Annotated in this window: 30 protein-coding genes and 2 pseudogenes; 21 read left to right on the top strand and 11 right to left on the bottom strand. The window is 60.9% G+C overall.

Annotation, left to right across the window (positions count from 1 at the left end; translation table 11 throughout):
- The first annotated feature begins 38 nt into the window (after nucleotides 1–38).
- Both HX803_RS11830 and HX803_RS11825 read left to right on the top strand, forming a co-directional pair.
- The gene (locus HX803_RS11830; protein ID WP_178920752.1) at nucleotides 39–995 is read left to right on the top strand and encodes a fimbrial protein; all 957 of its coding nucleotides are present in this window, start codon (nucleotides 39–41) and stop codon (nucleotides 993–995) included.
- 136 nt (nucleotides 996–1,131) lie between these two features.
- Entirely contained in the window at nucleotides 1,132–1,416 is a 285-nt protein-coding gene (locus HX803_RS11825; protein ID WP_178920750.1) for a hypothetical protein, read from the top strand.
- A gap of 9 nt (nucleotides 1,417–1,425) precedes the next feature.
- On the opposite strand, the gene HX803_RS11820 is transcribed toward HX803_RS11825, so the two are convergent.
- The 4 genes and pseudogenes from HX803_RS11820 to HX803_RS11805 all read right to left on the bottom strand — a co-directional run bounded on the left by HX803_RS11820 (nucleotide 1,426) and on the right by HX803_RS11805 (nucleotide 3,648).
- A complete protein-coding gene (locus HX803_RS11820; protein WP_178920748.1) occupies nucleotides 1,426–1,656 on the bottom strand; it encodes a hypothetical protein in 231 nt (76 codons plus the stop codon).
- Between the two features lie 78 nt (nucleotides 1,657–1,734).
- Nucleotides 1,735–2,620 (bottom strand): annotated as a pseudogene (locus HX803_RS11815) (c-type cytochrome).
- A pseudogene (locus HX803_RS11810) lies at nucleotides 2,617–3,073 on the bottom strand (cytochrome c); the annotation flags it as partial. The pseudogenes HX803_RS11810 and HX803_RS11815, both read right to left, overlap by 4 nt.
- A gap of 224 nt (nucleotides 3,074–3,297) precedes the next feature.
- Nucleotides 3,298–3,648, bottom strand: a complete 351-nt coding sequence (locus HX803_RS11805) for a hypothetical protein (RefSeq protein ID WP_176996021.1) — start codon at nucleotides 3,646–3,648, stop codon at nucleotides 3,298–3,300.
- A gap of 213 nt (nucleotides 3,649–3,861) precedes the next feature.
- On the opposite strand from HX803_RS11805, the gene HX803_RS11800 reads away from it, so the two are divergent.
- The 4 genes from HX803_RS11800 to ada all read left to right on the top strand — a co-directional run bounded on the left by HX803_RS11800 (nucleotide 3,862) and on the right by ada (nucleotide 6,156).
- Entirely contained in the window at nucleotides 3,862–4,164 is a 303-nt protein-coding gene (locus HX803_RS11800) for a DUF1883 domain-containing protein (protein ID WP_003191319.1), read from the top strand.
- Nucleotides 4,165–4,189: 25 nt separating this feature from the next.
- A complete protein-coding gene (locus HX803_RS11795; protein WP_178920746.1) occupies nucleotides 4,190–4,357 on the top strand; it encodes a hypothetical protein in 168 nt (55 codons plus the stop codon).
- A gap of 3 nt (nucleotides 4,358–4,360) precedes the next feature.
- Nucleotides 4,361–5,026 (top strand): DNA oxidative demethylase AlkB, encoded by a 666-nt coding sequence (gene alkB, locus HX803_RS11790; protein WP_178920744.1) that lies wholly within the window; start codon nucleotides 4,361–4,363, stop codon nucleotides 5,024–5,026.
- A 77-nt stretch (nucleotides 5,027–5,103) separates the two neighbouring features.
- The gene (gene ada / locus HX803_RS11785) at nucleotides 5,104–6,156 is read left to right on the top strand and encodes a bifunctional DNA-binding transcriptional regulator/O6-methylguanine-DNA methyltransferase Ada (protein ID WP_178920742.1); all 1,053 of its coding nucleotides are present in this window, start codon (nucleotides 5,104–5,106) and stop codon (nucleotides 6,154–6,156) included.
- On the opposite strand, the gene HX803_RS11780 is transcribed toward ada, so the two are convergent.
- Together HX803_RS11780 and HX803_RS11775 are read right to left on the bottom strand one after the other, a co-directional pair.
- Nucleotides 6,153–6,614, bottom strand: coding sequence for a GyrI-like domain-containing protein (locus HX803_RS11780; protein WP_178920740.1), 462 nt, complete (start codon nucleotides 6,612–6,614; stop codon nucleotides 6,153–6,155). The two genes, ada and HX803_RS11780, sit on opposite strands and share 4 nt — an antisense overlap.
- A gap of 12 nt (nucleotides 6,615–6,626) precedes the next feature.
- Entirely contained in the window at nucleotides 6,627–7,220 is a 594-nt protein-coding gene (locus HX803_RS11775; RefSeq protein ID WP_178920738.1) for an ABATE domain-containing protein, read from the bottom strand.
- 174 nt (nucleotides 7,221–7,394) lie between these two features.
- Between HX803_RS11775 and HX803_RS11770 the strand changes: the two genes are divergently transcribed.
- The 7 genes from HX803_RS11770 to HX803_RS11740 all read left to right on the top strand — a co-directional run bounded on the left by HX803_RS11770 (nucleotide 7,395) and on the right by HX803_RS11740 (nucleotide 14,984).
- Nucleotides 7,395–8,273, top strand: a complete 879-nt coding sequence (locus tag HX803_RS11770; RefSeq protein WP_178920736.1) for an alpha/beta fold hydrolase — start codon at nucleotides 7,395–7,397, stop codon at nucleotides 8,271–8,273.
- 109 nt (nucleotides 8,274–8,382) lie between these two features.
- Complete coding sequence (locus tag HX803_RS11765) at nucleotides 8,383–9,441, top strand: nitronate monooxygenase family protein (protein WP_178920734.1); 1,059 nt, start codon at nucleotides 8,383–8,385, stop codon at nucleotides 9,439–9,441.
- A 118-nt stretch (nucleotides 9,442–9,559) separates the two neighbouring features.
- Entirely contained in the window at nucleotides 9,560–10,327 is a 768-nt protein-coding gene (gene modA, locus HX803_RS11760; protein ID WP_178920732.1) for a molybdate ABC transporter substrate-binding protein, read from the top strand.
- Nucleotides 10,328–11,008, top strand: a complete 681-nt coding sequence (gene modB, locus HX803_RS11755; RefSeq protein WP_120448673.1) for a molybdate ABC transporter permease subunit — start codon at nucleotides 10,328–10,330, stop codon at nucleotides 11,006–11,008.
- A gap of 5 nt (nucleotides 11,009–11,013) precedes the next feature.
- The gene (gene modC, locus HX803_RS11750; RefSeq protein WP_178920731.1) at nucleotides 11,014–12,093 is read left to right on the top strand and encodes a molybdenum ABC transporter ATP-binding protein; all 1,080 of its coding nucleotides are present in this window, start codon (nucleotides 11,014–11,016) and stop codon (nucleotides 12,091–12,093) included.
- Nucleotides 12,094–12,172: 79 nt separating this feature from the next.
- Nucleotides 12,173–13,222 carry a DNA topoisomerase IB gene (locus HX803_RS11745; protein WP_178920729.1) on the top strand — a complete coding sequence of 350 codons (1,050 nt, stop codon included), beginning with the start codon at nucleotides 12,173–12,175 and terminating at the stop codon, nucleotides 13,220–13,222.
- 124 nt (nucleotides 13,223–13,346) lie between these two features.
- Nucleotides 13,347–14,984: an ABC-F family ATP-binding cassette domain-containing protein gene (locus HX803_RS11740; RefSeq protein WP_178920727.1), complete on the top strand. Its 1,638-nt coding sequence runs from the start codon at nucleotides 13,347–13,349 to the stop codon at nucleotides 14,982–14,984.
- 139 nt (nucleotides 14,985–15,123) lie between these two features.
- On the opposite strand, the gene HX803_RS11735 is transcribed toward HX803_RS11740, so the two are convergent.
- The gene (locus tag HX803_RS11735) at nucleotides 15,124–15,477 is read right to left on the bottom strand and encodes a hypothetical protein (RefSeq protein WP_176996009.1); all 354 of its coding nucleotides are present in this window, start codon (nucleotides 15,475–15,477) and stop codon (nucleotides 15,124–15,126) included.
- A 166-nt stretch (nucleotides 15,478–15,643) separates the two neighbouring features.
- Between HX803_RS11735 and HX803_RS11730 the strand changes: the two genes are divergently transcribed.
- Complete coding sequence (locus HX803_RS11730; protein ID WP_178920725.1) at nucleotides 15,644–15,859, top strand: hypothetical protein; 216 nt, start codon at nucleotides 15,644–15,646, stop codon at nucleotides 15,857–15,859.
- Nucleotides 15,860–16,015: 156 nt separating this feature from the next.
- On the opposite strand, the gene HX803_RS11725 is transcribed toward HX803_RS11730, so the two are convergent.
- From HX803_RS11725 to HX803_RS11715, 3 genes are all read right to left on the bottom strand, one after another.
- On the bottom strand, nucleotides 16,016–16,327 hold the full coding sequence (locus HX803_RS11725) for an AzlD domain-containing protein (RefSeq protein ID WP_178920723.1): 312 nt from the start codon (nucleotides 16,325–16,327) through the stop codon (nucleotides 16,016–16,018).
- Complete coding sequence (locus HX803_RS11720) at nucleotides 16,324–17,019, bottom strand: AzlC family ABC transporter permease (protein ID WP_178920721.1); 696 nt, start codon at nucleotides 17,017–17,019, stop codon at nucleotides 16,324–16,326. The genes HX803_RS11725 and HX803_RS11720 overlap by 4 nt, the downstream gene beginning before the upstream one ends.
- A 70-nt stretch (nucleotides 17,020–17,089) precedes the next feature.
- Complete coding sequence (locus HX803_RS11715; protein ID WP_016969776.1) at nucleotides 17,090–17,305, bottom strand: hypothetical protein; 216 nt, start codon at nucleotides 17,303–17,305, stop codon at nucleotides 17,090–17,092.
- Between the two features lie 140 nt (nucleotides 17,306–17,445).
- On the opposite strand from HX803_RS11715, the gene HX803_RS11710 reads away from it, so the two are divergent.
- The 7 genes from HX803_RS11710 (at nucleotide 17,446) to HX803_RS11680 (ending at nucleotide 25,127) form a co-directional block, all read left to right on the top strand.
- The gene (locus HX803_RS11710; RefSeq protein ID WP_178920719.1) at nucleotides 17,446–18,729 is read left to right on the top strand and encodes an arsenic transporter; all 1,284 of its coding nucleotides are present in this window, start codon (nucleotides 17,446–17,448) and stop codon (nucleotides 18,727–18,729) included.
- Nucleotides 18,730–18,765: 36 nt separating this feature from the next.
- Nucleotides 18,766–19,557, top strand: a complete 792-nt coding sequence (locus HX803_RS11705; RefSeq protein ID WP_178920717.1) for an AraC family transcriptional regulator — start codon at nucleotides 18,766–18,768, stop codon at nucleotides 19,555–19,557.
- Between the two features lie 74 nt (nucleotides 19,558–19,631).
- The gene (locus tag HX803_RS11700; protein WP_178920715.1) at nucleotides 19,632–20,243 is read left to right on the top strand and encodes a LysE family transporter; all 612 of its coding nucleotides are present in this window, start codon (nucleotides 19,632–19,634) and stop codon (nucleotides 20,241–20,243) included.
- Nucleotides 20,244–20,561: 318 nt separating this feature from the next.
- Nucleotides 20,562–20,855, top strand: coding sequence for a hypothetical protein (locus HX803_RS11695; protein ID WP_178920713.1), 294 nt, complete (start codon nucleotides 20,562–20,564; stop codon nucleotides 20,853–20,855).
- Between the two features lie 235 nt (nucleotides 20,856–21,090).
- Nucleotides 21,091–23,805: a magnesium-translocating P-type ATPase gene (gene mgtA, locus HX803_RS11690; protein ID WP_178920711.1), complete on the top strand. Its 2,715-nt coding sequence runs from the start codon at nucleotides 21,091–21,093 to the stop codon at nucleotides 23,803–23,805.
- Nucleotides 23,806–23,939: 134 nt separating this feature from the next.
- The gene (locus HX803_RS11685) at nucleotides 23,940–24,287 is read left to right on the top strand and encodes a DUF2493 domain-containing protein (RefSeq protein ID WP_176996002.1); all 348 of its coding nucleotides are present in this window, start codon (nucleotides 23,940–23,942) and stop codon (nucleotides 24,285–24,287) included.
- 18 nt (nucleotides 24,288–24,305) lie between these two features.
- Nucleotides 24,306–25,127: a hypothetical protein gene (locus HX803_RS11680; RefSeq protein WP_178920709.1), complete on the top strand. Its 822-nt coding sequence runs from the start codon at nucleotides 24,306–24,308 to the stop codon at nucleotides 25,125–25,127.
- Here the strand turns inward: HX803_RS11680 and HX803_RS11675 are convergent.
- Nucleotides 25,124–25,819 carry a tellurite resistance TerB family protein gene (locus HX803_RS11675; protein ID WP_178920707.1) on the bottom strand — a complete coding sequence of 232 codons (696 nt, stop codon included), beginning with the start codon at nucleotides 25,817–25,819 and terminating at the stop codon, nucleotides 25,124–25,126. The genes HX803_RS11680 and HX803_RS11675 overlap by 4 nt on opposite strands.
- Between the last annotated feature and the right edge of the window lie 97 nt (nucleotides 25,820–25,916).

The raw sequence follows: 25,916 nt of genomic DNA, 5'->3' as shown, positions 1-25,916 counted from the left end.
GATTTAGCCTTCCGGGGAGAGGAGCAACGAGAAATAAAATGAAACGACTATATAAAAAAAGCATGCTTCTTACGCTGCTTGGTTTGGCTCCGACTGCACAGGCCGTTGACTGCAGGGTGAATGGTGGCGCATGGCAGACGGGAAATCCCAACCTGCAAGTTCCCGTTACGGTCACGCTGACCCCAGACAAAACCAGGATCATGCTCGAAGGCGCAAGGCTGGAATGTCGATACTCACCTGGCCAGGGTCCGGCATGGGGTCAGGACTATTGGGCAACAGGCAATAGTTCAGGCACTCCGTGGACTCCCGGCCCCAAGTTTTCCTTTGAAAGGACCGGGCTGCGAATCAATGGGACCTTCTACAACACCCCGGTCCTGAGCGGCATCCTGGTCGCGACCATGCCCAACAACGGTGGCGTTTATCCTATCAATATCACCCCCTATATTCTGATGCGTAACAGTCCGTCGAACCCTATCAATGTCCGTGTCGGGGATAATCTCGGCCTGTTACGTCTCACCAGCTCGAACAACTGGGACGCTTCGAGACCGCAACTCACTGTCACTTACACGTCGGCTAACAACTTTACTGTTTCGCCGTCAACCTGCACGATCAATAACAACAACCCGATCACGGTGGACTTCGGCACCGTCCAGCAGCGACAGATAGGCACCGACCCGCTGACGAGCCCCATCCGCAGCAACCGCAGGCTCACTTACTCGTGCCCCGATGGGGGAATCACGACACCGATCACCATCACCTACAAAGGAACACCCTCGTCATTCGACACACGTCTGCTGAGTATGACGAACCCGAACGTGGGTACCGCTATGGTCCGTTCGGGGGCTGCGGTTCAGGTCAACGGCTCATTCCGGACACAGATCACCAACAGCGTGGGTGGGGATGATGTGATGTTCACTCTGGTTCGACGCAATGGGTCGCTACCCGCTGCCGGCGCCGTCAGCGGCAGTGGTGTACTGGTGATGGGCGTGCCGTAACGCCCATCAACGGCCGAAGCTACGCAGTCGAAGGCGTTTATTCTGGAGACTGCGTATGTGGCAGATGGCTATAATCTCGCACGACCGCCCCACGACAGTGTCAGCGCCCCTCCAATACCTCGACGACGACCCCACCATGAACAAGATACTGACGCTGACTGCAGCACTGGTCCTGATGACCGGCTGCACCACCACCTCCGATACGTACCTGAAGAACGGCGAACAAGGCCTGACCATCGACTGTTCCGGCGAAGCCAATTCCTGGGCCAGTTGCTATGAAAAGGCAGATGCTTCCTGCGCCGGCACCGGTTACCGCATCGTCGGCACTGAAGGCACGCCATCGCTCAAAGAGGACGACAAGACCCTGGGCAAGGACGTGGGCAACTACAAAAGCCGCAGCGTGGTGGTGGTTTGCAAGTAAGCCATAGGGCTACAGGTGGATTTCGGCGAACTTGATGCCGAGCCCGCGCAGGGTTTCGATCAGCTCATCCAGGCGCGCAAATGATTCTACCTCGTCCTGCTCGTCCACCAAGAAGTAACTACGCCCACCGCTCTTCTTGAAAAACACGATCCATTCACCCAGGTCAGCCGGGTTCTGGATGACATGGGTGGCTGAGATCTGGCCGTCGGCATGGCGCGCCCTGACGTGTTCACGTTTCATTAGGTTTTCCCGATTTAAAGACAAATGCCGCGCAAACCTTAAGGTTGCGCGGCAATTTTGTATGCATTACCCGACAGTTTAACGGATGCCCTGCCCGATCAGCACGCCTTCAACGGTTTGCCCGTACAGATTGACGCCGTCATTGGCGCGAAACTTCACACGGGTTTTCTCGACCGAGCCCCCTATCAACCGTGGGTCTTGCGGCCACTCGTGGCTGTTGAGGTAGGCCGCCACGTCCCAGGCCTGCTCATCACTCAGGCTGCCACCCTTGCCCAGCGGCATGTTGTGCTTGATGAAGGACGCCGCCGTATTGAAACGGTGCATGCCTGCGCCCCAATTGTAGGAGTCTTTACCCCACAACGGTGGCATGACGTAGCTGTCGCCACCCTTTTGTCCCTGCCCTTCGCCGCCATGGCACACCGCACACTGGTCTTTGTACACCTCGGCGCCCCGGGCCAGGCTGTAGCCTTTGGCGGGCGGCGCCACGTCCGGGTAACCTCGTCCCGGCAGCTCGACACCCAAGGGCGCCTTGCTGGCCAACCAATAGGCGTACACCGACAGCGCGGTAATTTCGGGGCTATCTGCCGCAGGCGGTGTGCCACCGTTCATGCTGAACTGGAAACAGCCTTGCAGACGATCGGCAAAGGTATTGACCTTGTCGTTCTTTTTTCGATAGGCCGGGTACATCGGATAAGCGCCGGCAGTTGCTGCAGTTGAGGCCGTTGCCGACAAATTGCGGTGCCAACCGCTTGGTGTCCACAAACAAGGCGTAACCCTGCCTAACGAGCTTGCCGTAGGCGTTGTCAGGCAATTCACTTTCTTGGGGCGGCTGGAACGTAGCAGAGACAGGCGATGCGGTTGGGTGCAACTGCGACTGCGACTGGTCTTCCATGGCGACCGTCGCCGCATGCGTCGGCAGTGAAATCAGCAAGGCGAATACGGGTGCAAACCTGAAGGCCTTCATGGCTTGACCTCCTGGTGCAGCGACGCGAAATACTGCGCGCCCCCCCTGCACTTCTTCCGGGGTCAGCGCCTTGGCGATGTGCCCCATCAGGTCATTGGGGTCATTGCGCCGCGTGCCTGCCTGCCCGGCGACCAATTGTGCGCTCAGATAGGCGGCCGGCTGACCTGCCAGCGGCGGGAATGCACTTCCCACACCGGCACCTGCAGGCCCGTGACAACTGACACACGCAGGAACTTGCCGCTCCCACGCCCCTTGCAAAGCAAGCTTTTGCGCAGCAGTACTCGGCATTTCGCTACGGTGCACGGTTGCGGATACGGGCGCAGGCATCGCCGCCAATGTTAGGCTGAGTGCAGAAATTTCCGCCTCGGTCAGGACTTTGGCCAGCGGCTGCATCACCGGATTGATGCGCTCCCCGCTGCTGAAATCTGCCAACTGCTTGCGCACATACTCGGCCAAGCAACAGCAGCGCACCTCCCAGCAGAACTCGCTCAAACGAAATCATCAAGACTCCATTCTTATAGTTATATGCTTAGGCCTTAAGCGCATACGCCTACAAGTGGTAGGGTAATGATCCGCTGACGATAACCGTCAAACCTCATGCATTAAAAAGCCCGGCCCCACAACAGCGGGGCCGGGCTTCTTTATCGGATGTTGGCGCATGGGTGAAACGCGGGGAATCAGCCGGAAATACAATCCTCACCGGCTTTTTTCACGTCACCTGGGCGGATCGGTACGTTGGCCATGCTCTCGTAGAGCTTGATGCTGCTGCCGCTGGAGCGCTCTTCAATCTCGAAGATCGCCGAAGGGTCAGCCGAATACTTCTGCGGCACAATTACCTGCACACCATCCTTGTGGGGCTCGATCTGTGGTGGTCGGCGCGTCGTCGACAGTTTGCGCACGACACAGGCAGCATATTCCTGTGGTTTCTTCCCGGAAATGACCGACAGCGTCGGCGGGGTCTGCTTGATATCTGCAACCGAAGCACACCCACCTATTGCCAAGGCCAGAACCAACACACTCCACTTCATACAAAAACCTCCGATAAAGACCCTACGACAGCGGGGATGGTAATTTTCTCCCGCCCAAGTAGGATTTATCCCTGATAACTCGGTAAATAACTGTTTTAAATTGTCGAAGTCGTCGACGACGGCCCGATAATAAACGCGCTGGGGCTGATAAACTCTATCTTAACCTACGTATCATTCTGATTTTTCAGAAAAAGCCCTTCTGGAGACACCCTCATGAAATTCATCCACCAGCGTGAGCACCTCAACGAGGGAGACATTGTCGTCATCGAATGCTCGCAGACCTGTAACATCCGTTTGATGAGCGATGCGAATTTTCGCAGCTTTAAAAACGGCGGTCGCCATACCTACCACGGTGGTGCTTTCGACAAGTTCCCGGCCAAGATCACCGCACCCAGCACCGGCTTCTGGAACATCACCCTGGATGTGGTCACTCGCCGCGCCATCAGCGTTACTCGCAAACCTGCGCTGTCCCACAAGATCCGCATCGTTCGTCGCACCAGCTCCAAGCTGAGCTGATCCGAATACCCGACAGGAAATAGCCGTGAACACCACCACCAAGTACGTCATCAAATACAAACTCAACGGCGAACGCCGTTTCGAGTTCGCGCAATTGCAGAGCAACAGCGTAGAGGAAGCCAAGCAAGCCCTGGCTAAAATTCACGACGCCACTGATGAAATTACTGACATCAACGTGAGTAAGGCGCTGTAAGCCATGCCCGGCCCTACTGCCGACCTGTTCGCGGACAAAGCCTTGCAACAACCCGCAGGGCGCGAACAGATTGGCGCAGAGTCCTACGTGCTCAGAGGCCACGCCCTGCCCTGGATCGATCGCCTTCTGCCTGAACTTCGCCGCATCCTGGCCCAGTCACCCTTTCGGAAAATGACCACGCCCGGTGGCTTTACCATGTCGGCGGCGCTGAGCAGTTGCGGCGAACTGGGCTGGACGACGGACACCCGCGGCTACCGTTACAGCCCGCTTGACCCACGCAGCCAGCAACCCTGGCCGGCCTTGCCCGAGGTGTTGCGCCAGCTGGCCGTGCAGGCAGCCGCTGAGGCCGGGTTCAACGATTTCGCCCCCGATGCCTGCCTGATCAACCGGTATGTGCCGGGCGCCAAGATGTCCTTGCATCAAGACAAGAACGAGCGCCGCTACGATGCCCCCGTGGTGTCCGTGTCCCTTGGCTTGCCGGCGATCTTCCTGTTCGGTGGCCATGAACGCAGCGACAAGGCCCAGAAAATCTCGCTGTTCCATGGCGATGTGGTGGTCTGGGGTGGCGTCGACCGCTTGCGTTTTCACGGCGTGATGCCGATCAAGGAAGGCACGCATCCGGTCATGGGCCCCCAGCGCATCAACCTGACATTTCGCACCGCGGGCTGATTTGACCGCAAGGTTCGGAGTGTCACAGACGGCCAGCCCGGCTAACCTGCCCATGTGAACCGTCTAGAGTGCTGGCCATGAGCAACGAACAAGATCCTCGCTGGGCTGCCATTGTGGCCCGCGACCCCAAGGCCGATACGCTGTTTGTCTACGGCGTGAAAACCACTGGCGTGTATTGCCGCCCCAGCAGTGCTTCGCGCCTGCCGCGCCCGGAAAATATCGAGTTTTTCGACACCCGCGAGCAAGCCGAAGCGGCGGGCTATCGCCCCAGCAAAAGGGCTGTCGGCGATCAGACCCAAGTCGCCCTGCACCATGCCCGACTGGTCGCCGACGCGTGCCGGCTGATCGAGCAAGCCGAGACGCCCCCCGACCTGGAAACCCTGGCCAAACACGCTGGCCTGAGCCCCTTTCACTTCCACCGCGTGTTCAAGACCGTGACCGGCCTGACGCCCAAGGGCTACGCCAGCGCCCATCGCTCACGCAAAGTGCGCAACAGCCTCAAGGGCCCGCATTCGGTCACCGACGCCTTGTATGACGCCGGCTTCAATTCCAACAGCCGCTTTTATGAGTCTGCCGACCAACTGCTCGGCATGAAACCCAGCGATTACCGGGCCGGCGGCACCAACAACGAAATCCTGTTTGCCGTGGGCCAATGTTCACTGGGTGCGATTCTGGTGGCGCAGAGCATGCGCGGCGTGTGCGCGATCCTGCTGGGGGATGATCCGGACAAACTGGTGCGCGACCTGCAGGACCAATTTCCCAAGGCCGAGCTGGTGGGAGCTGACCCACACTTTGAGCAAGTGATCGCCCAGGTCGTTGGCTTTATTGAAGCGCCCGCACTGGGGCTGGACTTGCCACTGGACCTGCGCGGTACAGCCTTTCAAGAACGGGTATGGCAAGCGCTGCGCACCATTCCGGTGGGCAGCACTGCCAGTTACGCGCAAATCGCCCAGCAAATCGGCGCGCCCAAGTCCTTTCGAGCCGTGGCCCAGGCCTGTGGCGCGAACAGCCTGGCGGTCGCCATTCCCTGCCACCGCGTGGTGCGCAGTAATGGGGACCTGTCGGGCTACCGCTGGGGCGTGGAGCGCAAGCGGCAGCTGCTGGAACGGGAAAGCCCGTCCGAAGCCTAGCGAATGCCGATATGGATGAACGCCAGGTCCGGGCCCTGATAAGCCTCAAAGTCCGTGACAAACGCACGGGCCGGCACGTCAGGTTGCTCGAAATACGCCCAGATCTGCTGCCAGGCGGCGATGATCGCCTGGGGCATTGGCCCGCGTGCTTCAAATACCAGGTAGTTTCCCGGCTCAATAACCAGGCTTTCAAAACCCAGGGCGGGCGCATCCGTCGCCACGCCCGCCGTCACATCAAACAGGCCACTGGCATCGGATTCATAGCCGCTGTAAACCCCGTAGACCGGTGAGCCCGGTTGTTTGGCGGGGATCCCCTCGTACAATCCTTCACTGTAAAACCGCTGCCACATCGGGCCGATTTTTGCGCTCGCGGGCTGCGATTCATCGGCGTTGCGTGTGCGAACCTTCAGACCCGACACGGTGAATGCTGCCTTCAGTTGTTCCTTGGTGACGTGCAAAGCCTTCTCCTTTTAAAGCTTGAGTTTTCGTTTGCGGAATTCGGCGACCTTATGCCGGTTGCCGCACAACGCCATGCTGCACCAGCGGCGTTTGTGGGCCTTGGTCCGGTCATAAAACCACAGGATGCATTCCGGGTGTTCACAGCGGCGAATCAGGGTGAAATCGCCCGCCACCAATAAATTAGCGGCTGCCTCAGCAATCGGCGACAGAAATTGTTCGGCCGTCTGCCGTTTGCGCTGGCGTTCCAGCTGTGGCCCCCCCGACGCCGGCCAAACCAGTTGCGGATGGCTGACCGCCTTGCGCAGGAAGCTGTTGAGGGCGGCCGGGTTGCCAGGCTGGTCGTTTTTGCGTTGCTTGACCAACTCACGAATCACTTCGCGCAGTTGCCGCGCCGCGCTGAGCAAGGTGCCAGCTTCAAACTTGGGAGCACTGCCCTCCTCGACCCATTGCAAGCGCACCAACCAACGCTCCACGTCGGCATCGGTCTGCCAGAAATCCCACGGCACGCCGTCGATGTTGGCCAGGGTGTTGAGCATGTCCAGCACCGGATCATCGGCCAGGACATAGGGCTCGTCAGGGACAGCTGGGGGGACGGTGATTGCCATGGGGGATCCTCTTGAACATCACGCGATAGTAACCGCTAACCAGCAGGATGGGTAGTTACAAGAGACGAAAATCTAACCTGAATAATTACGTTGACAGGTTACATGTTTGAGCGCAGCTTTAAAAACAGCTAACCCGTAAACACACTTTATCAAGTTACAAAAGGCGCCTTCATCATGTCTACCCAAGCCCCTGTGATTCGCTACCAGCACGTCGATGTCGATGGCGTGCGCATGTTCTACCGTGAAGCCGGCGACCCAGCGGCCCCGGTCATGTTGCTGCTGCACGGTTTTCCCAGTTCGTCCCACATGTACCGTGACCTGATTCCCCTGCTCGCCAACCGCTACCGCGTGATCGCGCCGGATTTGCCAGGTTTTGGCTTCACCGAGGTGCCTGCCGAGCGCGACTACCACTACAGCTTCGACAACCTGGCCGTGACCGTCGGGCACTTTGTCGATGCGCTTGAATTGAGCCGTTACGCCTTGTACGTCTTCGACTACGGCGCTCCGGTCGGGCTGCGGTTGGCCGTGGCGCATCCGCAGCGGGTCAGTGCGCTGGTCTCGCAAAACGGCAACGCCTACCTCGAAGGCCTGGGGGATGCCTGGGCGCCGATTCGCCAATACTGGGCCGAGCCGACCCAGGCCAATCGCGAAGTGATCCGCCATGCGGTGATCAGCCTCGAAGGCACGCGCTATCAGTACCTGCATGGCGTCAGCCAGCCCGAGCTGGTCGCGCCGGAGTCGTACATGCTGGATGTGCTGTTGATGCAGCGTCCGGGCAACGATGAGATCCAGCTCGACCTGTTCCTCGACTACCGCAACAACCTCACGCTGTACCCGACGTTACAGGCGTTCTTCAAGGCCAGCCAGGTGCCGACGCTGGTGATCTGGGGCCAGAACGACCCCTTCTTCATTCCACCGGGCGCCCACGCCTACGCGGGTGACAACGCCAACGCCGTGGTCGAGTTACTGGACACTGGCCACTTTGCTCTGGAAACCCATGCGGCCCACATCGCCCAGCGCATCCATGCCGTACTGGGGCATGCCATCGACTGATGGCATTGCACGAAACGCCGTACTCGTCCAGTGAATAAAACAGACTGGCCGGGTGCCAGGGGCCCTGCTAAAACAGCGAAAAGTCTTACTCACGCTGGAGACGCAACCCATGAGCACCTGGCCAGACACGCGCATTCTTGACCTGCTGGGCATCGACCTGCCCATCATCCAGGCCCCCATGGCCGTGGGCACGACCACCGCCATGGTCATTGCTGCGAACAACGCCGGCGCACTGGGTTCACTGCCCGCCGCAGCCTTGAGCATCGAGCAATTGCGCGAGGCGTTGGCCACCATCCGCCAGGCCAGCACGCGGCCCATCAACGTGAATTTCTTCTGCCACCAGCCACCGGCGCCCGACGAAGCCCGTGACCGACGCTGGAAGGCATTGCTGGAACCCTACTACCGCGAATTGGGCGTCGATTTTGACGCGCCAACCCCAGTGTCCAACCGCGCGCCGTTCAACGAGGCTGCTTGCCAGGTAGTGGAACAATTTCGTCCCGAGGTCGTGAGCTTTCACTTCGGCCTGCCGGAAAAAGCCTTGCTGGACCGGGTAAAAGCTACCGGCGCCAAGGTGCTGTCGTCGGCGACCACCGTAGAAGAAGCGATCTGGCTGGAGCAACATGGCTGCGACGCAATCATCGCCATGGGCCTTGAAGCCGGTGGCCATCGCGGCCTGTTCCTGAGTGACGACCTCAATACCCAGATCGGTTTGTTCGCCCTGTTGCCGCAAATAGTCGACGCCGTCGCCGTGCCGGTGATTGCTGCCGGCGGTATCGGTGATGCACGCGGTATCGTCGCGGCCTTCGCCCTGGGCGCGTCGGCGGTGCAGATCGGCACCGCGTACCTGTTTACCCCCGAGGCCAATGTCACCGCGTCCCATCACTACGCGCTGCGCCACGCCCAGGCCAGCGAAACCGCGCTGACCAACCTGTTCACCGGCCGCCCGGCACGGGGCATCGTCAATCGGGTGATGCGTGAACTGGGCGCGATCAACCCGGCAGCGCCGGCCTTCCCCACGTCCGGTGGCGCCCTGATGCCACTCAAGGCCAAGGATGAAGCGGGCTTCAGCAACCTGTGGTCGGGCCAGGCGCTGCGCCTGGGCAAGGATATTTCAACGTATGACCTGACACGTCAGTTGGCCGAGCAGGCGTTGGCCAAGCTCAACTAGATCTGACACGTGGGGCAACTTTGCACTGTACCGGCAATGGCCAACCGCTATATATTCCCATACATAGCGGTTAAGCCTTCTACCTATAACAAGCCGTACAACCCTAAGGAGCTGCTTCATGATGATTCGCGCCTCACGCCTGGCCCCCACGGCCCTGGCGACCCTGATTGCCGCCTTCGCGTTCGGTTCGGCCCAGGCCGATGAAGTACAGGTGGCCGTGGCCGCCAACTTCACCGCACCGATCCAGGCCATCGCCGCCGACTTTGAAAAAGACACCGGCCACAAGCTGGTCGCCGCGTACGGAGCCACCGGGCAGTTCTACACCCAGATCAAGAACGGTGCGCCGTTCGAAGTGTTCCTCAGCGCCGACGACACCACCCCGCAGAAACTCGAAGCCGAAGGCGACAGCGTCAAAGGCTCGCGCTTCACCTACGCCGTCGGCACCTTGGCCCTGTGGTCGGCCAAAGAAGGCTACGTGGATGCCAAAGGCGACGTGCTGAAGAAGAACGAATTCAAGCACCTCTCCATCGCCAACCCGAAAGCCGCGCCGTACGGCCTGGCCGCCACCCAAGTGCTGGCCAAAGAAGGCCTGACCGAGAAGGTCAAGGACAAGATCGTCGAAGGCCAGAACATCACCCAGGCCTATCAGTTCGTCTCCACTGGCAATGCCGAGTTGGGCTTCGTGGCCTTGTCGCAGATCTATAAAGACGGCAAAGTCACCAGCGGCTCGGCCTGGATCGTGCCGGCTTCGATGCACGACCCGATCAAACAAGACGCGGTGATCCTCAACAAGGGCAAAGACAGCGCCGCTGCCAAGGCACTGGTTGAATACCTCAAGGGGCCAAAAGCCGCCGCGGTTATCAAATCCTACGGTTACGAGCTGTAAATGCCCCTGTCGAGTGCCGATTTTTCCGCTATCTGGCTGACCATCAAACTGGCGTCACTGACCACCGTGATCCTGCTGGTCATCGGCACTCCGATTGCCCTGTGGCTGTCGCGCACCCGCTCCTGGTGGCGCGGCCCCATCGGGGCCGTCGTCGCCTTGCCGCTGGTGCTGCCGCCCACGGTGATCGGCTTTTACCTGCTGTTGACCATGGGGCCCAACGGCTACTTCGGCCAGTTCACCCAATGGCTGGGCCTGGGCACCCTGACCTTCAGCTTTGCCGGGCTGGTGATTGGCTCGGTGATCTATTCCATGCCGTTTGTGGTGCAGCCGTTGCAAAACGCCTTCTCCGCCATCGGCACGCGCCCCCTGGAAGTGGCCGCGACCTTGCGCGCCAACCCGTGGGACACGTTTTTCACGGTGATCCTGCCCCTGGCCCGCCCCGGCTTCATCACCGCGTCGATTCTCGGCTTTGCCCACACCGTCGGTGAATTTGGCGTGGTGCTGATGATCGGCGGCAACATTCCCGACAAGACCCGCGTGGTCTCGGTGCAGATCTACGACCATGTCGAGGCCATGGAATATGCCCAGGCCCACTGGCTGGCCGGCTCCATGGTGGTGTTCGCGTTCCTCGTGTTGCTGGCGTTGTATTCCAGCCGTAAATCCAAGATGGGCTGGAGCTGACCGCGATGATCGATGTACGCCTCAACTTGAACTACACAGGCTTTTCGCTGGACGTGGACCTGCACCTGCCCGGCCGTGGCGTGACCGCGTTGTACGGTCACTCGGGTTCCGGCAAGACCACCTGCCTGCGCTGCATCGCCGGGCTGGAGCGCGCCGAAGACGGCTTTATCCAGATCAACGACGAAATCTGGCAAGACAGCCGCAGCGGCCTGTTCGTGCCACCGCACAAGCGCGCCCTGGGGTATGTGTTCCAGGAGGCAAGCCTGTTTCCGCACCTGTCGGTGCGGGCCAACCTGGAGTTCGGCCTCAAGCGCATCAAACCCGAGCAACGCCGGGTGGACATGGCCCAAGCCACCGAATTGCTGGGGATCGGCCACCTGCTGGATCGTCACCCGCAGCACTTGTCCGGTGGCGAGCGCCAGCGCATCGGCATCGCCCGTGCGTTGCTCACTAGCCCAAAATTGCTGTTGATGGATGAGCCACTGGCCGCCCTGGACAGCAAGCGCAAGGGCGAGATCCTGCCGTACCTTGAACGCCTGCATGATGAACTGGACATCCCGGTGCTGTATGTCAGCCATGCCCAGGACGAAGTGGCGCGGCTGGCCGACCACATCGTGTTGCTCAGCGACGGCAAGGCCCTGGCCAGCGGGCCGATCGGCGAAACCCTGGCACGGCTCGACCTGCCCATGGCCCTGGGCGACGACGCCGGCGTGGTGGTCAACGGCACCGTCTGCGCCTATGACGCCGATTATCAATTGCTCACCCTGCAACTGCCCGACAGCGCCCTGCAGATACGCGTGGCCCACGCGCCGTTGGCGCTGGGCAAGCAACTGCGGGTCAAGGTCCAGGCCCGGGATGTGAGCCTCAACCTGCAGGCCGAAGAGCACAGCAGCATTCTCAACCGCTTGCCGGTGACGGTCACCCAGGACATCACCGCCGACAACAACGCCCATGTGCTGGTGCGCCTGGAGGCAGGTGGCACGCCGTTGCTGGCGCGCATCACCCGCTTCTCCCGCGACCAGTTGCAGCTACACGCCGGCCAAGTGCTGTGGGCACAGATCAAGGCGGTGGCGGTACTGGCCTAGCAAAGCTTTTTGGCACGACCGCACACCCGTGCGGTCCATCAGACATACCGGCCTGATCCGTTGCCAAGGAAGTTGCACCATGCCCGACTCTGCATTGCTTGCCGACCTGCCCCGCGACCTGCATTACGTCGACGACACCCAGCCGGGTATCCGTCGCAAAACCTTGCGCGGCAAGTTCCAGTACTTCGATGCCAAAGGCACGCGTATTACTGACGCGGACGAAATCCAGCGCCTCAATGCGCTGGCGGTGCCGCCGGCCTATACCGATGTGTGGATCTGCGCCGACCCGCGCGGCCACCTGCAAGCCACCGGCCGTGACGCCCGAGGCCGCAAACAGTACCGTTACCATGCGCGCTGGCGCGAAGTACGCGACAGTGACAAGTACGCGCGCTTGCAGGCATTCGGACAAGCCCTGCCCAAGCTGCGCAAGCAATTGGAAGCACAGATCGCCGAGCCTGGTTTCACCCGCGAGAAAGTCCTGGCCACGGTGGTGATGCTGCTCGACGCCACGTTGATCCGCGTCGGCAATACCCAATACGCCCGCGACAACAAATCCTATGGGCTGACCACCCTGCGCAACCGCCATGTGGACATCAAGGGCAGCGAGATTCTGTTCCAGTTTCGCGGCAAGAGCGGCGTTGAACATCAGGTCAGCGTTAAAGACCGCCGCTTGGCCACCGTGGTCAAACGCTGCCTGGAGCTGCCGGGGCAGAACCTCTTTCAATACCTGGATGAACAGGGCGAGCGCCATACCGTCAGTTCCCACGACGTCAACGCCTACCTTCATACGCTCACGGGCGCAGACTTCACCGCCAAGGACTACCGCACCTGGGCCGGTACCGCGCTCGCACTGGCGGTGCTGCGCGAACTGGAATGGCAGCCCGAATCGGACGCCAAACGGCATGTGGTCACCACGGTCAAGGCCGTCGCCAAGCAACTGGGCAATACCCCTGCGGTGTGCCGCAAGTGCTACATCCATCCGGCCGTGCTGGAGCATTTCAGCCTGGGTGAATTGTCCAGGCTGCCCAAGCCTCGGGTGCGCAAGGGTTTGAAAGCCGAGGAAGTCGCTCTGGCGATGTTCCTTGAGCAACTGGCCGCCGACTTGCCCAAGCGCGCCAAGCTGGGTTAGCCTCTGCTTCCCTTCTGACTCACGGGACGACCGCAAACGTGAACAACTAAGCCTTCCAAAATGTATCTGCGACAAGTCGCACGGCGCGCTTGTTGGCCTGTTGGACATTTTTTTGGAGGTGCTGATGACTCACGTCAAACGGCTGCCCGCTCTCGTTTCCCTGCACCACGTTTGCTTCCAGTTCGCCAATGGCGAGACCTTGCTGGAAGACCTTGACCTGTCAATCGATCACACATCCACCGGCATTGTCGGCCGTAATGGCCTGGGTAAAAGTATCCTGGCCCAGTTGATAGCCCGCCGCCTGGCGCCCTCCTCGGGCACGGTAGAGGGCACGGCGGCGGTGGCCTACGTGGCCCAGACGCTGGCCGTTCAACCCGGCGAAAGCATCGCGAACATCACCGGGACCGCCACGACGCTGGCGGCCCTTGAGCGCATGGCATGCGGTCAAGCGCAGGCCGCTGACCTGGACCTGATCGACGACCGCTGGGACCTTGCCGATCGCCTGCGCGCAGCGCTGGATGCGGCGGGCCTGACACAACTGGACGCCGACACACCCGCCGACCAACTCAGCGGCGGCCAATTGGCCAGGGTCGCGGTGATCGGGGCAATGCTGGCCGCGCCGCAACTGCTGATCCTGGATGAACCCACCAACCACCTCGACAGCGCCGGGCGCACCTGGTTGCTAAGGCTGCTACAGGCGTGGCGCGGCGGATTGGTGGTGGTCAGCCATGACCGGCAACTGCTGAACACCCTGCAACGCATCATTGAACTGTCGCCCCTCGGCGCCCGGGTGTTTGGCGGCAACTACGATGCCTATCGCCTGCAGCGCGATACCGAACAACACGCGGCTGTCGCCGCCCTGGAGCATGCCCGCCTGGAGCGCAGCCGCGAACGGCGGCGCCTGCAAAAAGACCACGACAGCCTGCAACGCAATGCCGCGCGTTCACGCAAACATGCGGAGACCTCCAACGTCGACCGGTTTACCAAGGCTCGCTGGAAAGGTGCCGCCACGGAAATTGTCAGCACCGTGCGCAGCGCCCATCACGCCCACAAAAACCAGCTCGATGCCCAGGTGCGTCAGGCCTATGAACGGGTGATCGATGAAACGCCTACGCTGTTGGCCCTGCCCGGCTCGACACTGCCCAACGGCCGTAGCGTACTGACCCTGGAGAACGCGCAACTGCCGTGGCTGAATCCGCAGTCGCCTGCGAGCTACGTCACGCTTAACGTCGCCGGGCCAGTACGTGTTGCCATCCAGGGGCCGAACGGGTGTGGCAAGTCCACGCTGCTCAAAGTGCTCGCGGGCCATTGGCAGGCTGTCAGTGGCGAATGTGCCGTGCAGGTTTCAAGTGCGTATATCGATCAGCACCTGGCGCTATTGGACGATCAGCGCAGTGTCCTTGAGCAACTCAACCTGCTCGACACGCCCTTGGCTGAGGGCGAACTGCGCACACGCCTGGCCTTGCTGCAACTGGATGCCACGCGTGTGACCCAACCGTGCGGCCAATTGAGCGGCGGCGAGCGCTTGAAGGCAGCCATGGCCATTGCCTTGTGGCGTGAAGTGCCTGCGCAGCTGTTGTTGCTTGACGAACCCACCAACCACCTGGACCTGGAATCGGTGCGGGCTTTTGAACAGGCGTTGCAGGGATTTTGCGGGGCGATGCTGGTGGTTTCCCACGATGAAGCGTTCATGCAGGCGATCAAGCCGACCCACGTGTTGGCGTGGCACGCCGAGGGGTGGCGTCTGGAACAAAGGGAATAAGGAGGAGGCCCGCCCGACGTTTCGGCCTCGACGTCCGTGTACTGGTAAAGAGCCATCACGTCGAGCGAGCGGGAGAATGATAGGCCAATGTCCGGCGGCTGTCCCGCCGGGTTTTTCCGAATATGACTAAGGCAAAGGATTACAGGCAAGTTGCGAGGGCCGCCAAGCGACGTTGGGCGACCATGCTGGTCTCGGCTGCAAAGTAATTGACCGTGGAGCCGGCACCGGCGCTGCGCACGTCGACGAAATAATCGCCACCGGTGGTGTAGACGGTAAAACCACCCGCCTCTATTGGCTCCTTGAACCCGCCGGCGTCGACGCCGAACACCGTTTCATCCTGCCAACCGAACTGCACGCATTGGGCAACCACCAGAGGGGCCTTGTCCGACGCCAGGGTCTTGTAGGGCGTGCCAGCCCGCGCGTCTTTCATCTTCGAGCCCGCGCAACCGGACAGTGCTGCCACCACCAACGCGCCAATCACCAGCTTGTGCATGCCATCGCTTCCTTGGAAAAAAACGCGACTCTACCATTAACCTTGCCTGGAGCCATCCATGGCTAAGCCCCTGCGCCAAAGGTGGTACGCGTGATGACATGGCATTATGATGCCAGCGTTGATCTCACTGAGGAGATCAACGGGAAACCCTCTACAAGGAAGCGTCATGAAAGATTTCGTCATCAGCGTTAACAACTCCGTTCTGTACATCGCACTGGCCTTCCTTTGGCTGATCGGCCTGGTGGCAATGTTCAGTTCGAGTTTCCTGTCGGGCCTCGCCATCCTGATCGGTGGCACCCTGACTTGGTGCATCGTGTCCGGGTTCTGGTTTGTACAGTCCGCTACCTATGAAGAACTGCGCAAGCTCAACGCCAAGAGCTGATGTGACCCGGCAGCCTCCGCGTGAGGCTGCAACGCTGTCGGCTGAATGAATTTAGTTTCACTGTGAAGGGAGAACGGCCCGCCTATAGTCGGCAGGCTCATTTTTAAGAAGTCTCCCTTCTGCCCGCTCTCCCGCGGGCTTTTTTTCGCCTGCGGTTCAGAGCCACCAGCGAAACAGGTAGAACAACGCCATGCTCAGCAACACCGTAATCAGCACGCTGCGCGTCCAGAACATCAGCGCCACGGCACTGATGCCCGCCAGCAGGTAAGGATTGGCCGGGCTCAGATTGAGCTTATGGTCGGCCAGGAAAATGATCGGCCCGCAAATCGCCGTCAGCATGCCCGGCACGGCGAACCCGAGAAACTCCCGCGCGCCACGGTTGAGGCGCACCGGCAGGCGCGGCTCGATAAACAGGTAACGGTTGAAAAATACCACCAGGCCCATGGCCACGATCATGAAGTAGATCATTGCTGCCCGACTCCCAGCCGCTTGCAGGCATAGCCCGCGCTCATCCCCAACACCCCGGACACCACCACGGCCGACTCCCAGTGCAGGTAACTCAGCCACACCGAAAACAGCAGCGACACGGCCACGCACACCACCGTCGGCACGTCACGCACCACCGGCGTAATCAAGGCGATGAACGTCGCGGCAATCGAGAACTCCAGCCCCAGTTGATCAAGCCCTGGGATGCTTTTGCCGAGCACAATGCCCGCCAGGGTGAAGAGGTTCCAGGCGATGTAGAACGTCAGGCCTACACCCAGTGCATACCAGCGGTTGAAGGTCTCGCGGTCATAGTGGTTGACCAGTGCAAAGAATTCATCGGTCAGCAAAAAGCCCAGGCTCATGCGCCAGCGGGTGTTGAGCGCCGATAATGTGGGGCGCATGTGCATGCCGTAGAGCAAATGTTGGGAGGTCAGCAGCAATGTGGTCAGCACAATGGAAATCAGGCTGGCGCCGCTCTTGACCATGCCGATGGCCACCAATTGCGCGGCGCCGGCAAACACGATGGCGGAGAGCCCCTGGGCTTCGAGCGGGCTGAATTGCGCATCGATGGCCATGGAGCCGGCCAGCAGTCCCCACGGCGCGCAGGCCAGGGATAGCGGGATGACGGCGATAGCGCCACGAGCAAAGGCGTTAAAAGGGACGGCAGCAGGCATGGAAACGGCTCATCGACAAACAGTCGACAAGCATGCCAGTGCAAAAAAGGCTTGTCTTGAACGATCGTGCTCAGGCGAGCTTGACCGACACCTGCTCCACCGCGTCGCGGGCTTCGCGCAGCTCGTAGGCGTCCTGGTTGAGCCGGTGAATGGTATTGAGCAGGCGCTGACGCAGCACCTCATCGCCGAGTTTTTCGACGGCGCGCATCAGGTCAAACGCCGCGGTTTCGTTATTGTCCGCGACGGAATCGAGGGTCTTGCGCAGGTTGCGAGTGGCACGGGTCACGCGGTTACTTCCTTTATCACCAATGGTCGGGCACTTTAGGACAGTCGTGTTTCATTTTAATTTCAGGCACTTGTCGCTGAATTAAAAAGCCATGCCATAGGTCAATCCTTACGCGATTTCATCCTTCCCGGGGACATTCAATGCTCGTAGCCGTTGGCATCTTTCTACTCACCATCGTATTGGTCATCTGGCAGCCCAAGGGGTTGGGCGTCGGGTGGAGCGCGACGATGGGCGCCATCCTGGCCTTGGCCTGCGGAGTGATCAGCCTGGCGGACATCCCGGTGGTGTGGCACATCATCTGGAATGCCACCGGTACGTTTGTCGCGCTGATCGTCATCAGCCTGTTGCTCGACGAAGCCGGCTTCTTTGCCTGGGCCGCCCTGCATGTGGCGCGCTGGGGGCGTGGGCGCGGTCGGCGGCTGTTTGCCTACATGGTGCTGCTGGGCGCGCTGGTGTCGGCGTTGTTTGCCAATGACGGAGCGGCGTTGATCCTCACGCCTATCGTGATGTCGATGCTGCTGGCGCTGCGTTTTTCGCCGGCCGCCACCTTGGCGTTCGTCATGGGCGCAGGGTTTATCGCCGACACGGCCAGCCTGCCGCTGGTGGTGTCGAACCTGGTCAATATCGTCTCGGCCGACTACTTCAAGATCGGCTTCAACGAGTACGCCGCCGTGATGGTGCCGGTGAACGTCGTCAGCGTCGCCGCCACCTTGGCGGTGCTGCTGTGGTTCTTCCGCCGTGACATCCCCGCCACCTACGACCCTGCGGACCTGGATGACCCCGCCAATGCGATCCATGACCGCGCCACGTTTCGTGCCGGCTGGTGGGTGCTGGGCATCCTGCTGGTGGGCTGTTTTGCGTTGGAACCCTTGGGCATTCCCATCAGCGCCATCTCGGCCGCCTGTGCAGTGTTGCTGTTGGTGATCGCCGCCAAGGGTCACAAGATTTCCACGCGCAAGGTGCTCAAGGAAGCGCCTTGGCAGATCGTGATCTTTTCCCTGGGCATGTACCTGGTGGTCTATGGCCTGCGCAATGCCGGCCTGACGACTTACCTGGCCACCTGGCTCGACAACTTCGCCGGTTATGGCGTGTGGGGTGCCGCGCTGGGCACCGGGATGCTGACGGCGCTGCTGTCCTCGGTGATGAACAACCTGCCGACGGTGTTGATCGGCGCCCTGTCCATCGAAGCCAGCCATGCGGTAGGCGTGGTCAAGGACGCCATGATCTACGCCAACGTCATCGGCAGCGACCTGGGGCCCAAGATTACGCCGATCGGCAGCCTGGCCACCCTGCTGTGGCTGCATATCCTGGCGCGCAAGGGCATCAACATTACCTGGGGCTACTACTTTAAAGTCGGGATAGTGCTGACCTTGCCAGTGCTGTTGATCACCCTTGCTGCGCTCGCGTTGCGCCTGAGTATTTAGTTATGCTCGGCGTTCATTCTGCCTCGAGCCGACACGATGAGCGCCATGCAACACGCCTGGCTGGGCAACTACGAAGTCACCAGCACCACGTGCACCGGCCTGTCCTTTGCGCGACACAGCCACGATGAGTGCGTGATCGGCGTGAACATGGTGGGCGAGGAAAAGGTCTGGCTCGACCGTCGTGAGTTTGAGGCCGGCCCGGGCACCATCACCTTGTACAACCCAGGACAGATTCAGGGCGGTGGCGCGGCCGAGGGCGCGCCTTGGCAATTTGTCAGCCTGTATGCCCCGGCAGATCAGCTGGCGGCCGATCTTGGCTTGGTGCACTTGGAGTTCGATCGCTCGCTGTGTTTCCAACCGCAACTGGCGCAGCGTCTTGCCTCAGCGGTGCAAGGCGCCTTGAGCCGCGACCCACTGGTTCGTGAGTTGAATGAAGAAGCCCTAGTGCTGCTGTTGGGTGAAGTGGTCGCGGTCAGCGGTGTGCGTGTACCAGGCAGCACGGCGCCCGGTAAGAACCTGATCCGCCGCGCCCAGGCGTTGCTCGCCGAGCAGTTGCATCAATCGCTGCCCCTGGACCACTTGGGCGATGAACTCGGCTTATCCAAATTCCACCTGCTGCGCGCTTTCCAGAAAGAAACCGGCTTGAGCCCACGGCAATGGGCGATGCAGTTGCGTACTCGACGCGCCAAAGGCCTGCTGCGCAACGGCGCCGCCGCGAGCGACGTGGCCCATGACCTGGGCTTTGCCGACCAGAGCCACCTCAACCGGCACTTCCGTGCCGCCTACGGCATCACGCCTGGGCGCTATCAAGCCGTGCTCAAACGTTGAACCGTGCAATCTGGTCCAATACAGCCGCCCGCGCCCTCTTCACACTGCCCGCCATCCCTTGAAGGAAAGCAGGCATGTTGACGATCTTTTTCTACGCATTGGTCTTTGGTTTTGTGTTTTGCCTCTCACCCGGCGCGGTGCTGGCAGAGACGCTGCGCCGGGGCTTGCTCCACGGTTTTACCCCGGCATTGCTGGTGCAGATTGGCTCGCTGGTAGGCGACGCCGTATGGGCGGTGATTGGCCTGACCGGCATCGCGTTGCTGATCCAGCATGATGCGGTGCGCGTGCCACTGACCGTGGTGTGCGCGCTGTACCTCGCCTGGCTGGGGCTGCGCAGCCTGATCGACGCATGGCACTTGCCCGCCGCCGACAGCGCACCCGCCCGCTCAGGGCAGAATGCGCTGGCGGTGGGTGCCGCTATCTCCCTCGCTAACCCGAAGAACATTGTGTATTGGGGCGCGCTCGGCAGTGCGTTGTCCGGCATTGTCGGCGCCACGCCCAGCCATGGGCAGACGCTGATGTTTTTTGCCGGTTTCATGCTGGCGTCGGTGCTGTCGTGTTTTTTGATTGCCGGGTTGGTGAATGTATTGCGCAACACGGCGTCGCCCCTGTGGCAACGCATCAGTTATGGCGCCTGCGGGTTGGTATTACTGTACTTGGCGATATTGGCCGCGCTGGGTATATAACTCTATCGGGCATGCAACTTATCCGTGCCCTTTGTCTGAATGAACTCTGAACATGGGTTAATTTAATTAATCATGCGTTGACATTTTGTAACCGTCTGAGTAGATTGCCCGTGCCCGCAACTGGGGCCTTTTTTAAACCTCACAAAAGAAGCCAATGGACACAGTATCTAGTCGCTGTCCGAGCACCGCCTCTGCGGGCTTCGGGCGCCAAACCCAGAATATGACAGGACTCGCCTTCCAGGTCCGGTAAGCTGCGCTAGAGCTTGATGCTCCACCGTAACTGCCTCACCGGTCGCCCGTCCGGTCCCGAGGTGTGTTATGACCTTTCAACTCATTGTTTTGCCGGATATTCGTACGCTAGCCGCAGCCCTGCGCGCCAAGCTGTGCCGCGAGCCCGTAGGCTTTTCCCCTACCCGCTCGACCTTTGCTGCACCCTCCCCCCAAGTGCGCCCGGCTCCTCCGCTGGCGCACTGGCGTATCTGCCCTGCCAGCGGCCAACTGCTGCAGCACTGGGATCACGCCGACCCTCAAGACCCGCAGAGACCGATCGTTTCCAGACTGGTTCAAGCTAGCCTGATGCTCGATCTGTACATGAGCACTCGCGCAGCTTAAACCGGCTGGAAACAGCAACTTTCTTATCTATAACCTGGAGTTCTTTCATGAATACATCCAGTAGTAGCCCGCTGCGCGCCGAATAACTAACGCGCACTAAGCGGGCCCTGTAGAAGTTATCGAAACTCTTATTTAAACCGATCGCGAAGTCCGCGGCTCGGCATGCTTTCGCTCGCCTGTATTCAGGTAAGTACCGGGTATGTTTTGTCGAGAATTGGCGACAGGAGTACAGACAATGAGCGCCGTAAAAAACACGCCTCTGCACAAGAAAAATGGCACCGACGACAGCACCAAACTGTCGATGCGTGCCGCCCGCGAAGCCCAGAACGGCCTGTCGGCCACCCTCGCCAACGTGCGGGCCACCCAGGATGGCCTGACCGAGCTGGACGCCTCTGCTCGCCTGCAACGCGAGGGCTACAACGAGGTGGCCCATGACAAGCCGCCGCACGCCATCGTCCAGTTCCTGCAGGCACTGAACAACCCCTTCATCTATGTGTTGCTGACCCTGGGCGGCATCAGCTTTGTCACCGACTGCTGGCTGCCGATGCAGGAAGGCGAAGAGGCTGATCCCACCAAAGTCGTGATCATCATGACCATGGTCCTGCTCAGCAGCCTGCTGCGCTTCTGGCAGGAACACCGTTCGGCCAAGTCCGCCGAAGCCCTCAAAGCCATGGTGCGCACCACCGCCACCGTCCTGCGCCGCGAACAAGTAGGCTCCGCACCGACCCTGCGGGAAGTGCCGATGCGCGACCTGGTGGCCGGTGACATCGTGCAGCTGTCGGCCGGCGACATGATCCCTGCCGACATCCGCTTGATCGAATCCCGCGACCTGTTTATCAGCCAGGCGGTGCTGACCGGCGAAGCCTTGCCGGTGGAGAAATACGACACCCTCGGTGATGTGACGCAGAAGTCCGCCTCGACCATGGCCGCCGACCAAGGCAACCTGCTTGATCTGCCAAACATCTGCTTCATGGGCACCAACGTGGTCAGCGGCCGCGCCAAAGCCGTGGTCGTCGCCACCGGCCCGCGCACTTACTTCGGCTCCCTGGCCAAGGCGATTGTGGGCTCGCGGGTGCAAACCGCCTTTGATCGCGGGGTGAACAGCGTCAGCTGGTTGTTGATCCGCTTCATGCTGGTGATGGTGCCGATCGTGTTCCTGCTCAACGGCTTCTCCAAAGGCGACTGGGGCGATGCGTTCCTGTTTGCCCTGGCGGTTGCCGTCGGCCTCACCCCGGAAATGCTGCCAATGATCGTCAGCGCCAACCTGGCCAAGGGCGCCACGGCCATGGCCAAGCGCAAGGTGGTGGTCAAGCGCCTCAACGCGATCCAGAACTTCGGTTCCATGGACGTGCTGTGCACCGACAAGACCGGCACCCTGACCCAGGACAAAATCATCCTGGAGCACCACGTCAATGCCCATGGCCAACGGGATGACAGCGTGCTGTCCCTGGCATGGCTCAACAGCTATCACCAGAGCGGCATGAAAAACCTGATGGACCAGGCGGTGGTGCAGTTCTCGGAGCAGAACCCCAAGTTCCAGGTGCCGTTCGCCTACAGCAAGGTCGATGAATTGCCGTTCGACTTCGTGCGCCGTCGCCTGTCGATTGTGGTGAAGGACGCCGCCGGCGACCAATTGCTGGTGTGCAAGGGTGCAGTGGAAGAGATGCTGAGCATTTCCACGCACGTGATGGAAGCCGGTGAGGCCGTACCGTTGGACGATCGCCGTCGTGACGAGTTGCTGGCCCTGGCCAACGACTACAACGAGGACGGTTTCCGCGTGCTGGTGGTGGCGACCCGTAATATCCCTAAATCCCTTGCCCGTCAGCAGTACACCACGGCGGATGAGCGCAACCTGGTGATCCAGGGGTTCCTGACCTTCCTGGATCCGCCAAAGGAAACCGCAGGTCCGGCGATTGCCGCGCTGCAACAAATCGGCGTCGCCGTAAAAGTGTTGACCGGCGACAACGCCGTGGTCACCAGCAAGATCTGCCGCCAGGTCGGCCTCGAGCCCGGCCAGCCGCTGCTGGGTGTGGAAATCGAAGCGATGGACGACGCCACCCTGTTGCGGCGCGTGGAAGAGCGCACGGTGTTCGCCAAGCTGACACCGCTGCAAAAATCCCGCGTGCTCAAGGCGCTGCAAGCCAACGGACACACCGTCGGCTTCCTCGGTGATGGGATCAACGATGCGCCGGCGCTGCGGGATGCTGACGTGGGTATTTCGGTGGACAGCGGCACGGACATCGCCAAGGAGTCGGCCGACATCATCCTGCTGGAAAAAAGCCTGATGGTGCTGGAAGAAGGGGTGCTCAAGGGCCGCGAAACCTTCGGCAATATCATGAAGTACCTGAACATGACCGCCAGCTCCAACTTCGGCAACGTGTTCTCGGTGCTGGTGGCCAGTGCGTTCATTCCGTTTTTGCCGATGCTGTCGATCCACCTGCTGCTGCAGAACCTGATGTACGACATCTCCCAGCTGGCCCTGCCGTGGGACAAGATGGACAAGGAATACCTGGCCAAGCCACGCAAGTGGGACGCCAAGAACATCGGGCGCTTCATGATCTGGATCGGACCGACCTCGTCGATCTTCGACATCACCACCTTTGCGCTGATGTGGTACGTGTTCTCCGCCAACAGCGTGGAAATGCAGACCCTGTTCCAGTCCGGCTGGTTCATCGAGGGCCTGCTTTCGCAAACCCTGGTGGTGCACATGTTGCGTACCCGCAAGATCCCGTTCTTCCAGAGCACGGCCGCCTGGCCGGTGCTGATGATGACGTGCATCGTGATCGCACTGGGGATCTACGTGCCGTTCTCGCCGCTGGGCACTCTGGTGGGCCTGCAGCCGCTGCCGCTGGCGTACTTCCCTTGGCTGGTGGGCACCTTGCTCAGCTACTGCTGCGTCGCCCAACTGATGAAGACGATCTACATCCGCCGCTTCAAGCAGTGGTACTGAGCCCCAAATAACGCCTGGCTGTAGGAGCCGGCTTGCCGGCGATGAGGCCCTTGAGGCCACGGGTGTTCAACAGGACGCCTTTGCCGGCAAGCCGGCTCCTACAGGGGTGCGTTTGCAATGCAAGGAACTACCTTATGCGCGTCTTGATCTGTGCAGGTCGTCATTACGCCGACACCAAAAAGTCCCGCCAAGTGCTGGACGCCTACCACCGCCTGCGCCCCGTGCAGGTATTGATCCACGGCGGCAACCAATTCCTGGGCAGCGACATCGAGGAATGGGCGCGGGAAATCGGCATCGACGTGGTGCGCTACCCACCCAACTGGCAACGCCACGGTAAACAGGCCGAACGCCAGCGCAACCATTTCATGCTGACCGACAGCCGCCCCGACGTGATCATCGCCCTCCCCGGTGGCGACGACACGTCGGAACTGGTCTGCCAGGCAAAAGCCAGCGGCATTTCGGTGCTGACCGTAGAAAGCTGAACTCAAGCGAGGTGCATCATGCACAAAAAACACACACCGAACCGTCAGGACGGGTTCGCCAAATACCGTGCGCGTCACTATCGCGGCGCTCGCCACACCCTGTTGCTGCTGCCACCGGCCAAACGGCGCGCACTGCAACGTAACTTGATCTTTATTGGCGTGACCCTGGGTTTAATCTTGCTGATCGCCCTGTTTTCGAAAGCCCATGCGGCGGGCGGCTCCTATGTGGTGGACGACGGCGCCATCAACGATCCGGGGCAATGCAATGTCGACGCGTGGTTCACCGCCAACCGGCATGACGGCAGCACCCACAACCAGACCCTGTCACCGGCCTGCACCTTTACAAGCATGCCGACGGTGCTATGGACCGCGGCGCTCTCGCGGGCAGACACAGCGAGCAGCGGCGAGACTCAGGTCAACCCGCAAGTCAAAGCCCAGGTCTATACACAGAAAGACCTGGGGCTTGAGCTGGCCCTGTCGGCCGGGGCGCATTTTGCGCTGGACCGCCAGCACAGCTTCGACGGCGCCGATTTCAACATTCCGTTGACGTGGCAGCCTGCAGAAGCCTTGCGCCTGAACCTCAACGCCGGCTGGACCCACGCCTACAACGACGGCGACCAGAAACACCGCCTGACCTGGGGCACCGGGTTCGAATACCAGGTAGCACCCGCGCTGAGCCTGATTGGCGAGCGTTACGGCCAGGCAGGCGGTGACCAGGCCTGGCAGGCCGGGCCACGCTTTCACTTGGGTGAGTTCGTCGACGTGGATGTCGTGGTCGGGCGCAGCCTGATCGCCGATCAGGCCCAATGGCTGACAACGGGGGCCACAGTGCGCTTCTAAGCCTTGGCTTGTTGCTCCAAGTGCAGTTGCAACTGAGGGTCGATCTGCAACTGCGCGGCCAAGTCGTCGAGGTAATTGCGCTCGGCGTCCTGCTGGTCGTCCACCAGCATCACGCTGGCCAGGTAAATCTCCGAGGCGAGCGCCGGGTCATGGGCGTACTCGGCAAAATCGGCAGCATCCAGTGGCTTGGCGACTTCGGCGTCGAGCCATTGTTGCAATTGCGGGTCATCGGTATGCCGGCCGATCTCTGCCCCGATCATTTGCTGCTCTTGTTCATCAATGCGGCCATCCGCCTTGGCCGCCGCGATCAGTGCGCGCAACAGCGCATGGCTATGGGCTTCGGCCTGGGGGCCGTCCAACTGGTCGACCGTTTGGAAGGCTTGCTGCGGTGCGCTCGCCTGCTGGCGCTGCCACGCTTGATAGGCCTGGAAGGCCGCCATGCCGAGGGACGCCAGCGCGGCGTAGTTCATCCCGCCAGAACGATTGGGCGCCGCGTTGCCCGAAGGTGCACCGCCCAACAGGCCGCCGAGGCCTCCGAGTAATCCGCCAAGGCCACCACCACCGGCTGACGCAATGCCGGTGCCAGCGCCGTTCAACAAACCGCCGAGCAAGCCACCCAGGCCGCCACCCGAGGCACCGCCGCCCTGCTGCCCGGCGCGCAGCAGTTGTTCGAGAAGATCGCTGGTGTTCATGATTTCACCCTCCCAGGGTGCAATGTAGGCGTCCATCAACCATAGCCCGCCATTGCGCGAATATCATGACCGCCGGGCGGGCACGCCTTATGATGGC

The sequence above is a fragment of the Pseudomonas sp. P7548 genome (assembly GCF_013386585.1).
Taxonomy (GTDB): Bacteria; Pseudomonadota; Gammaproteobacteria; order Pseudomonadales; family Pseudomonadaceae; genus Aquipseudomonas.
This window is presented reverse-complemented; position numbering and strand designations above follow the sequence as displayed.

Coding starts and splice junctions, on each gene's coding strand:
- modC (WP_178920731.1), top strand. CDS start 11,014: ATGATCGATGTACGCCTCAACTTGAACTACACAGGCTTTTCGCTGGAC.
- HX803_RS11675 (WP_178920707.1), bottom strand. CDS start 25,819: ATGAACACCAGCGATCTTCTCGAACAACTGCTGCGCGCCGGGCAGCAG.
- HX803_RS11825 (WP_178920750.1), top strand. CDS start 1,132: ATGAACAAGATACTGACGCTGACTGCAGCACTGGTCCTGATGACCGGC.
- HX803_RS11805 (WP_176996021.1), bottom strand. CDS start 3,648: ATGAAGTGGAGTGTGTTGGTTCTGGCCTTGGCAATAGGTGGGTGTGCT.
- HX803_RS11700 (WP_178920715.1), top strand. CDS start 19,632: ATGTTGACGATCTTTTTCTACGCATTGGTCTTTGGTTTTGTGTTTTGC.
- HX803_RS11775 (WP_178920738.1), bottom strand. CDS start 7,220: ATGGCAATCACCGTCCCCCCAGCTGTCCCTGACGAGCCCTATGTCCTG.
- alkB (WP_178920744.1), top strand. CDS start 4,361: ATGCCCGGCCCTACTGCCGACCTGTTCGCGGACAAAGCCTTGCAACAA.
- HX803_RS11730 (WP_178920725.1), top strand. CDS start 15,644: ATGAAAGATTTCGTCATCAGCGTTAACAACTCCGTTCTGTACATCGCA.
- HX803_RS11725 (WP_178920723.1), bottom strand. CDS start 16,327: ATGATCTACTTCATGATCGTGGCCATGGGCCTGGTGGTATTTTTCAAC.
- HX803_RS11685 (WP_176996002.1), top strand. CDS start 23,940: ATGCGCGTCTTGATCTGTGCAGGTCGTCATTACGCCGACACCAAAAAG.
- modA (WP_178920732.1), top strand. CDS start 9,560: ATGATGATTCGCGCCTCACGCCTGGCCCCCACGGCCCTGGCGACCCTG.
- HX803_RS11770 (WP_178920736.1), top strand. CDS start 7,395: ATGTCTACCCAAGCCCCTGTGATTCGCTACCAGCACGTCGATGTCGAT.
- HX803_RS11745 (WP_178920729.1), top strand. CDS start 12,173: ATGCCCGACTCTGCATTGCTTGCCGACCTGCCCCGCGACCTGCATTAC.
- HX803_RS11800 (WP_003191319.1), top strand. CDS start 3,862: ATGAAATTCATCCACCAGCGTGAGCACCTCAACGAGGGAGACATTGTC.
- HX803_RS11765 (WP_178920734.1), top strand. CDS start 8,383: ATGAGCACCTGGCCAGACACGCGCATTCTTGACCTGCTGGGCATCGAC.
- HX803_RS11735 (WP_176996009.1), bottom strand. CDS start 15,477: ATGCACAAGCTGGTGATTGGCGCGTTGGTGGTGGCAGCACTGTCCGGT.
- HX803_RS11710 (WP_178920719.1), top strand. CDS start 17,446: ATGCTCGTAGCCGTTGGCATCTTTCTACTCACCATCGTATTGGTCATC.
- HX803_RS11695 (WP_178920713.1), top strand. CDS start 20,562: ATGACCTTTCAACTCATTGTTTTGCCGGATATTCGTACGCTAGCCGCA.
- HX803_RS11680 (WP_178920709.1), top strand. CDS start 24,306: ATGCACAAAAAACACACACCGAACCGTCAGGACGGGTTCGCCAAATAC.
- HX803_RS11720 (WP_178920721.1), bottom strand. CDS start 17,019: ATGCCTGCTGCCGTCCCTTTTAACGCCTTTGCTCGTGGCGCTATCGCC.
- HX803_RS11830 (WP_178920752.1), top strand. CDS start 39: ATGAAACGACTATATAAAAAAAGCATGCTTCTTACGCTGCTTGGTTTG.
- ada (WP_178920742.1), top strand. CDS start 5,104: ATGAGCAACGAACAAGATCCTCGCTGGGCTGCCATTGTGGCCCGCGAC.
- HX803_RS11740 (WP_178920727.1), top strand. CDS start 13,347: ATGACTCACGTCAAACGGCTGCCCGCTCTCGTTTCCCTGCACCACGTT.
- HX803_RS11705 (WP_178920717.1), top strand. CDS start 18,766: ATGAGCGCCATGCAACACGCCTGGCTGGGCAACTACGAAGTCACCAGC.
- mgtA (WP_178920711.1), top strand. CDS start 21,091: ATGAGCGCCGTAAAAAACACGCCTCTGCACAAGAAAAATGGCACCGAC.
- HX803_RS11820 (WP_178920748.1), bottom strand. CDS start 1,656: ATGAAACGTGAACACGTCAGGGCGCGCCATGCCGACGGCCAGATCTCA.
- modB (WP_120448673.1), top strand. CDS start 10,328: ATGCCCCTGTCGAGTGCCGATTTTTCCGCTATCTGGCTGACCATCAAA.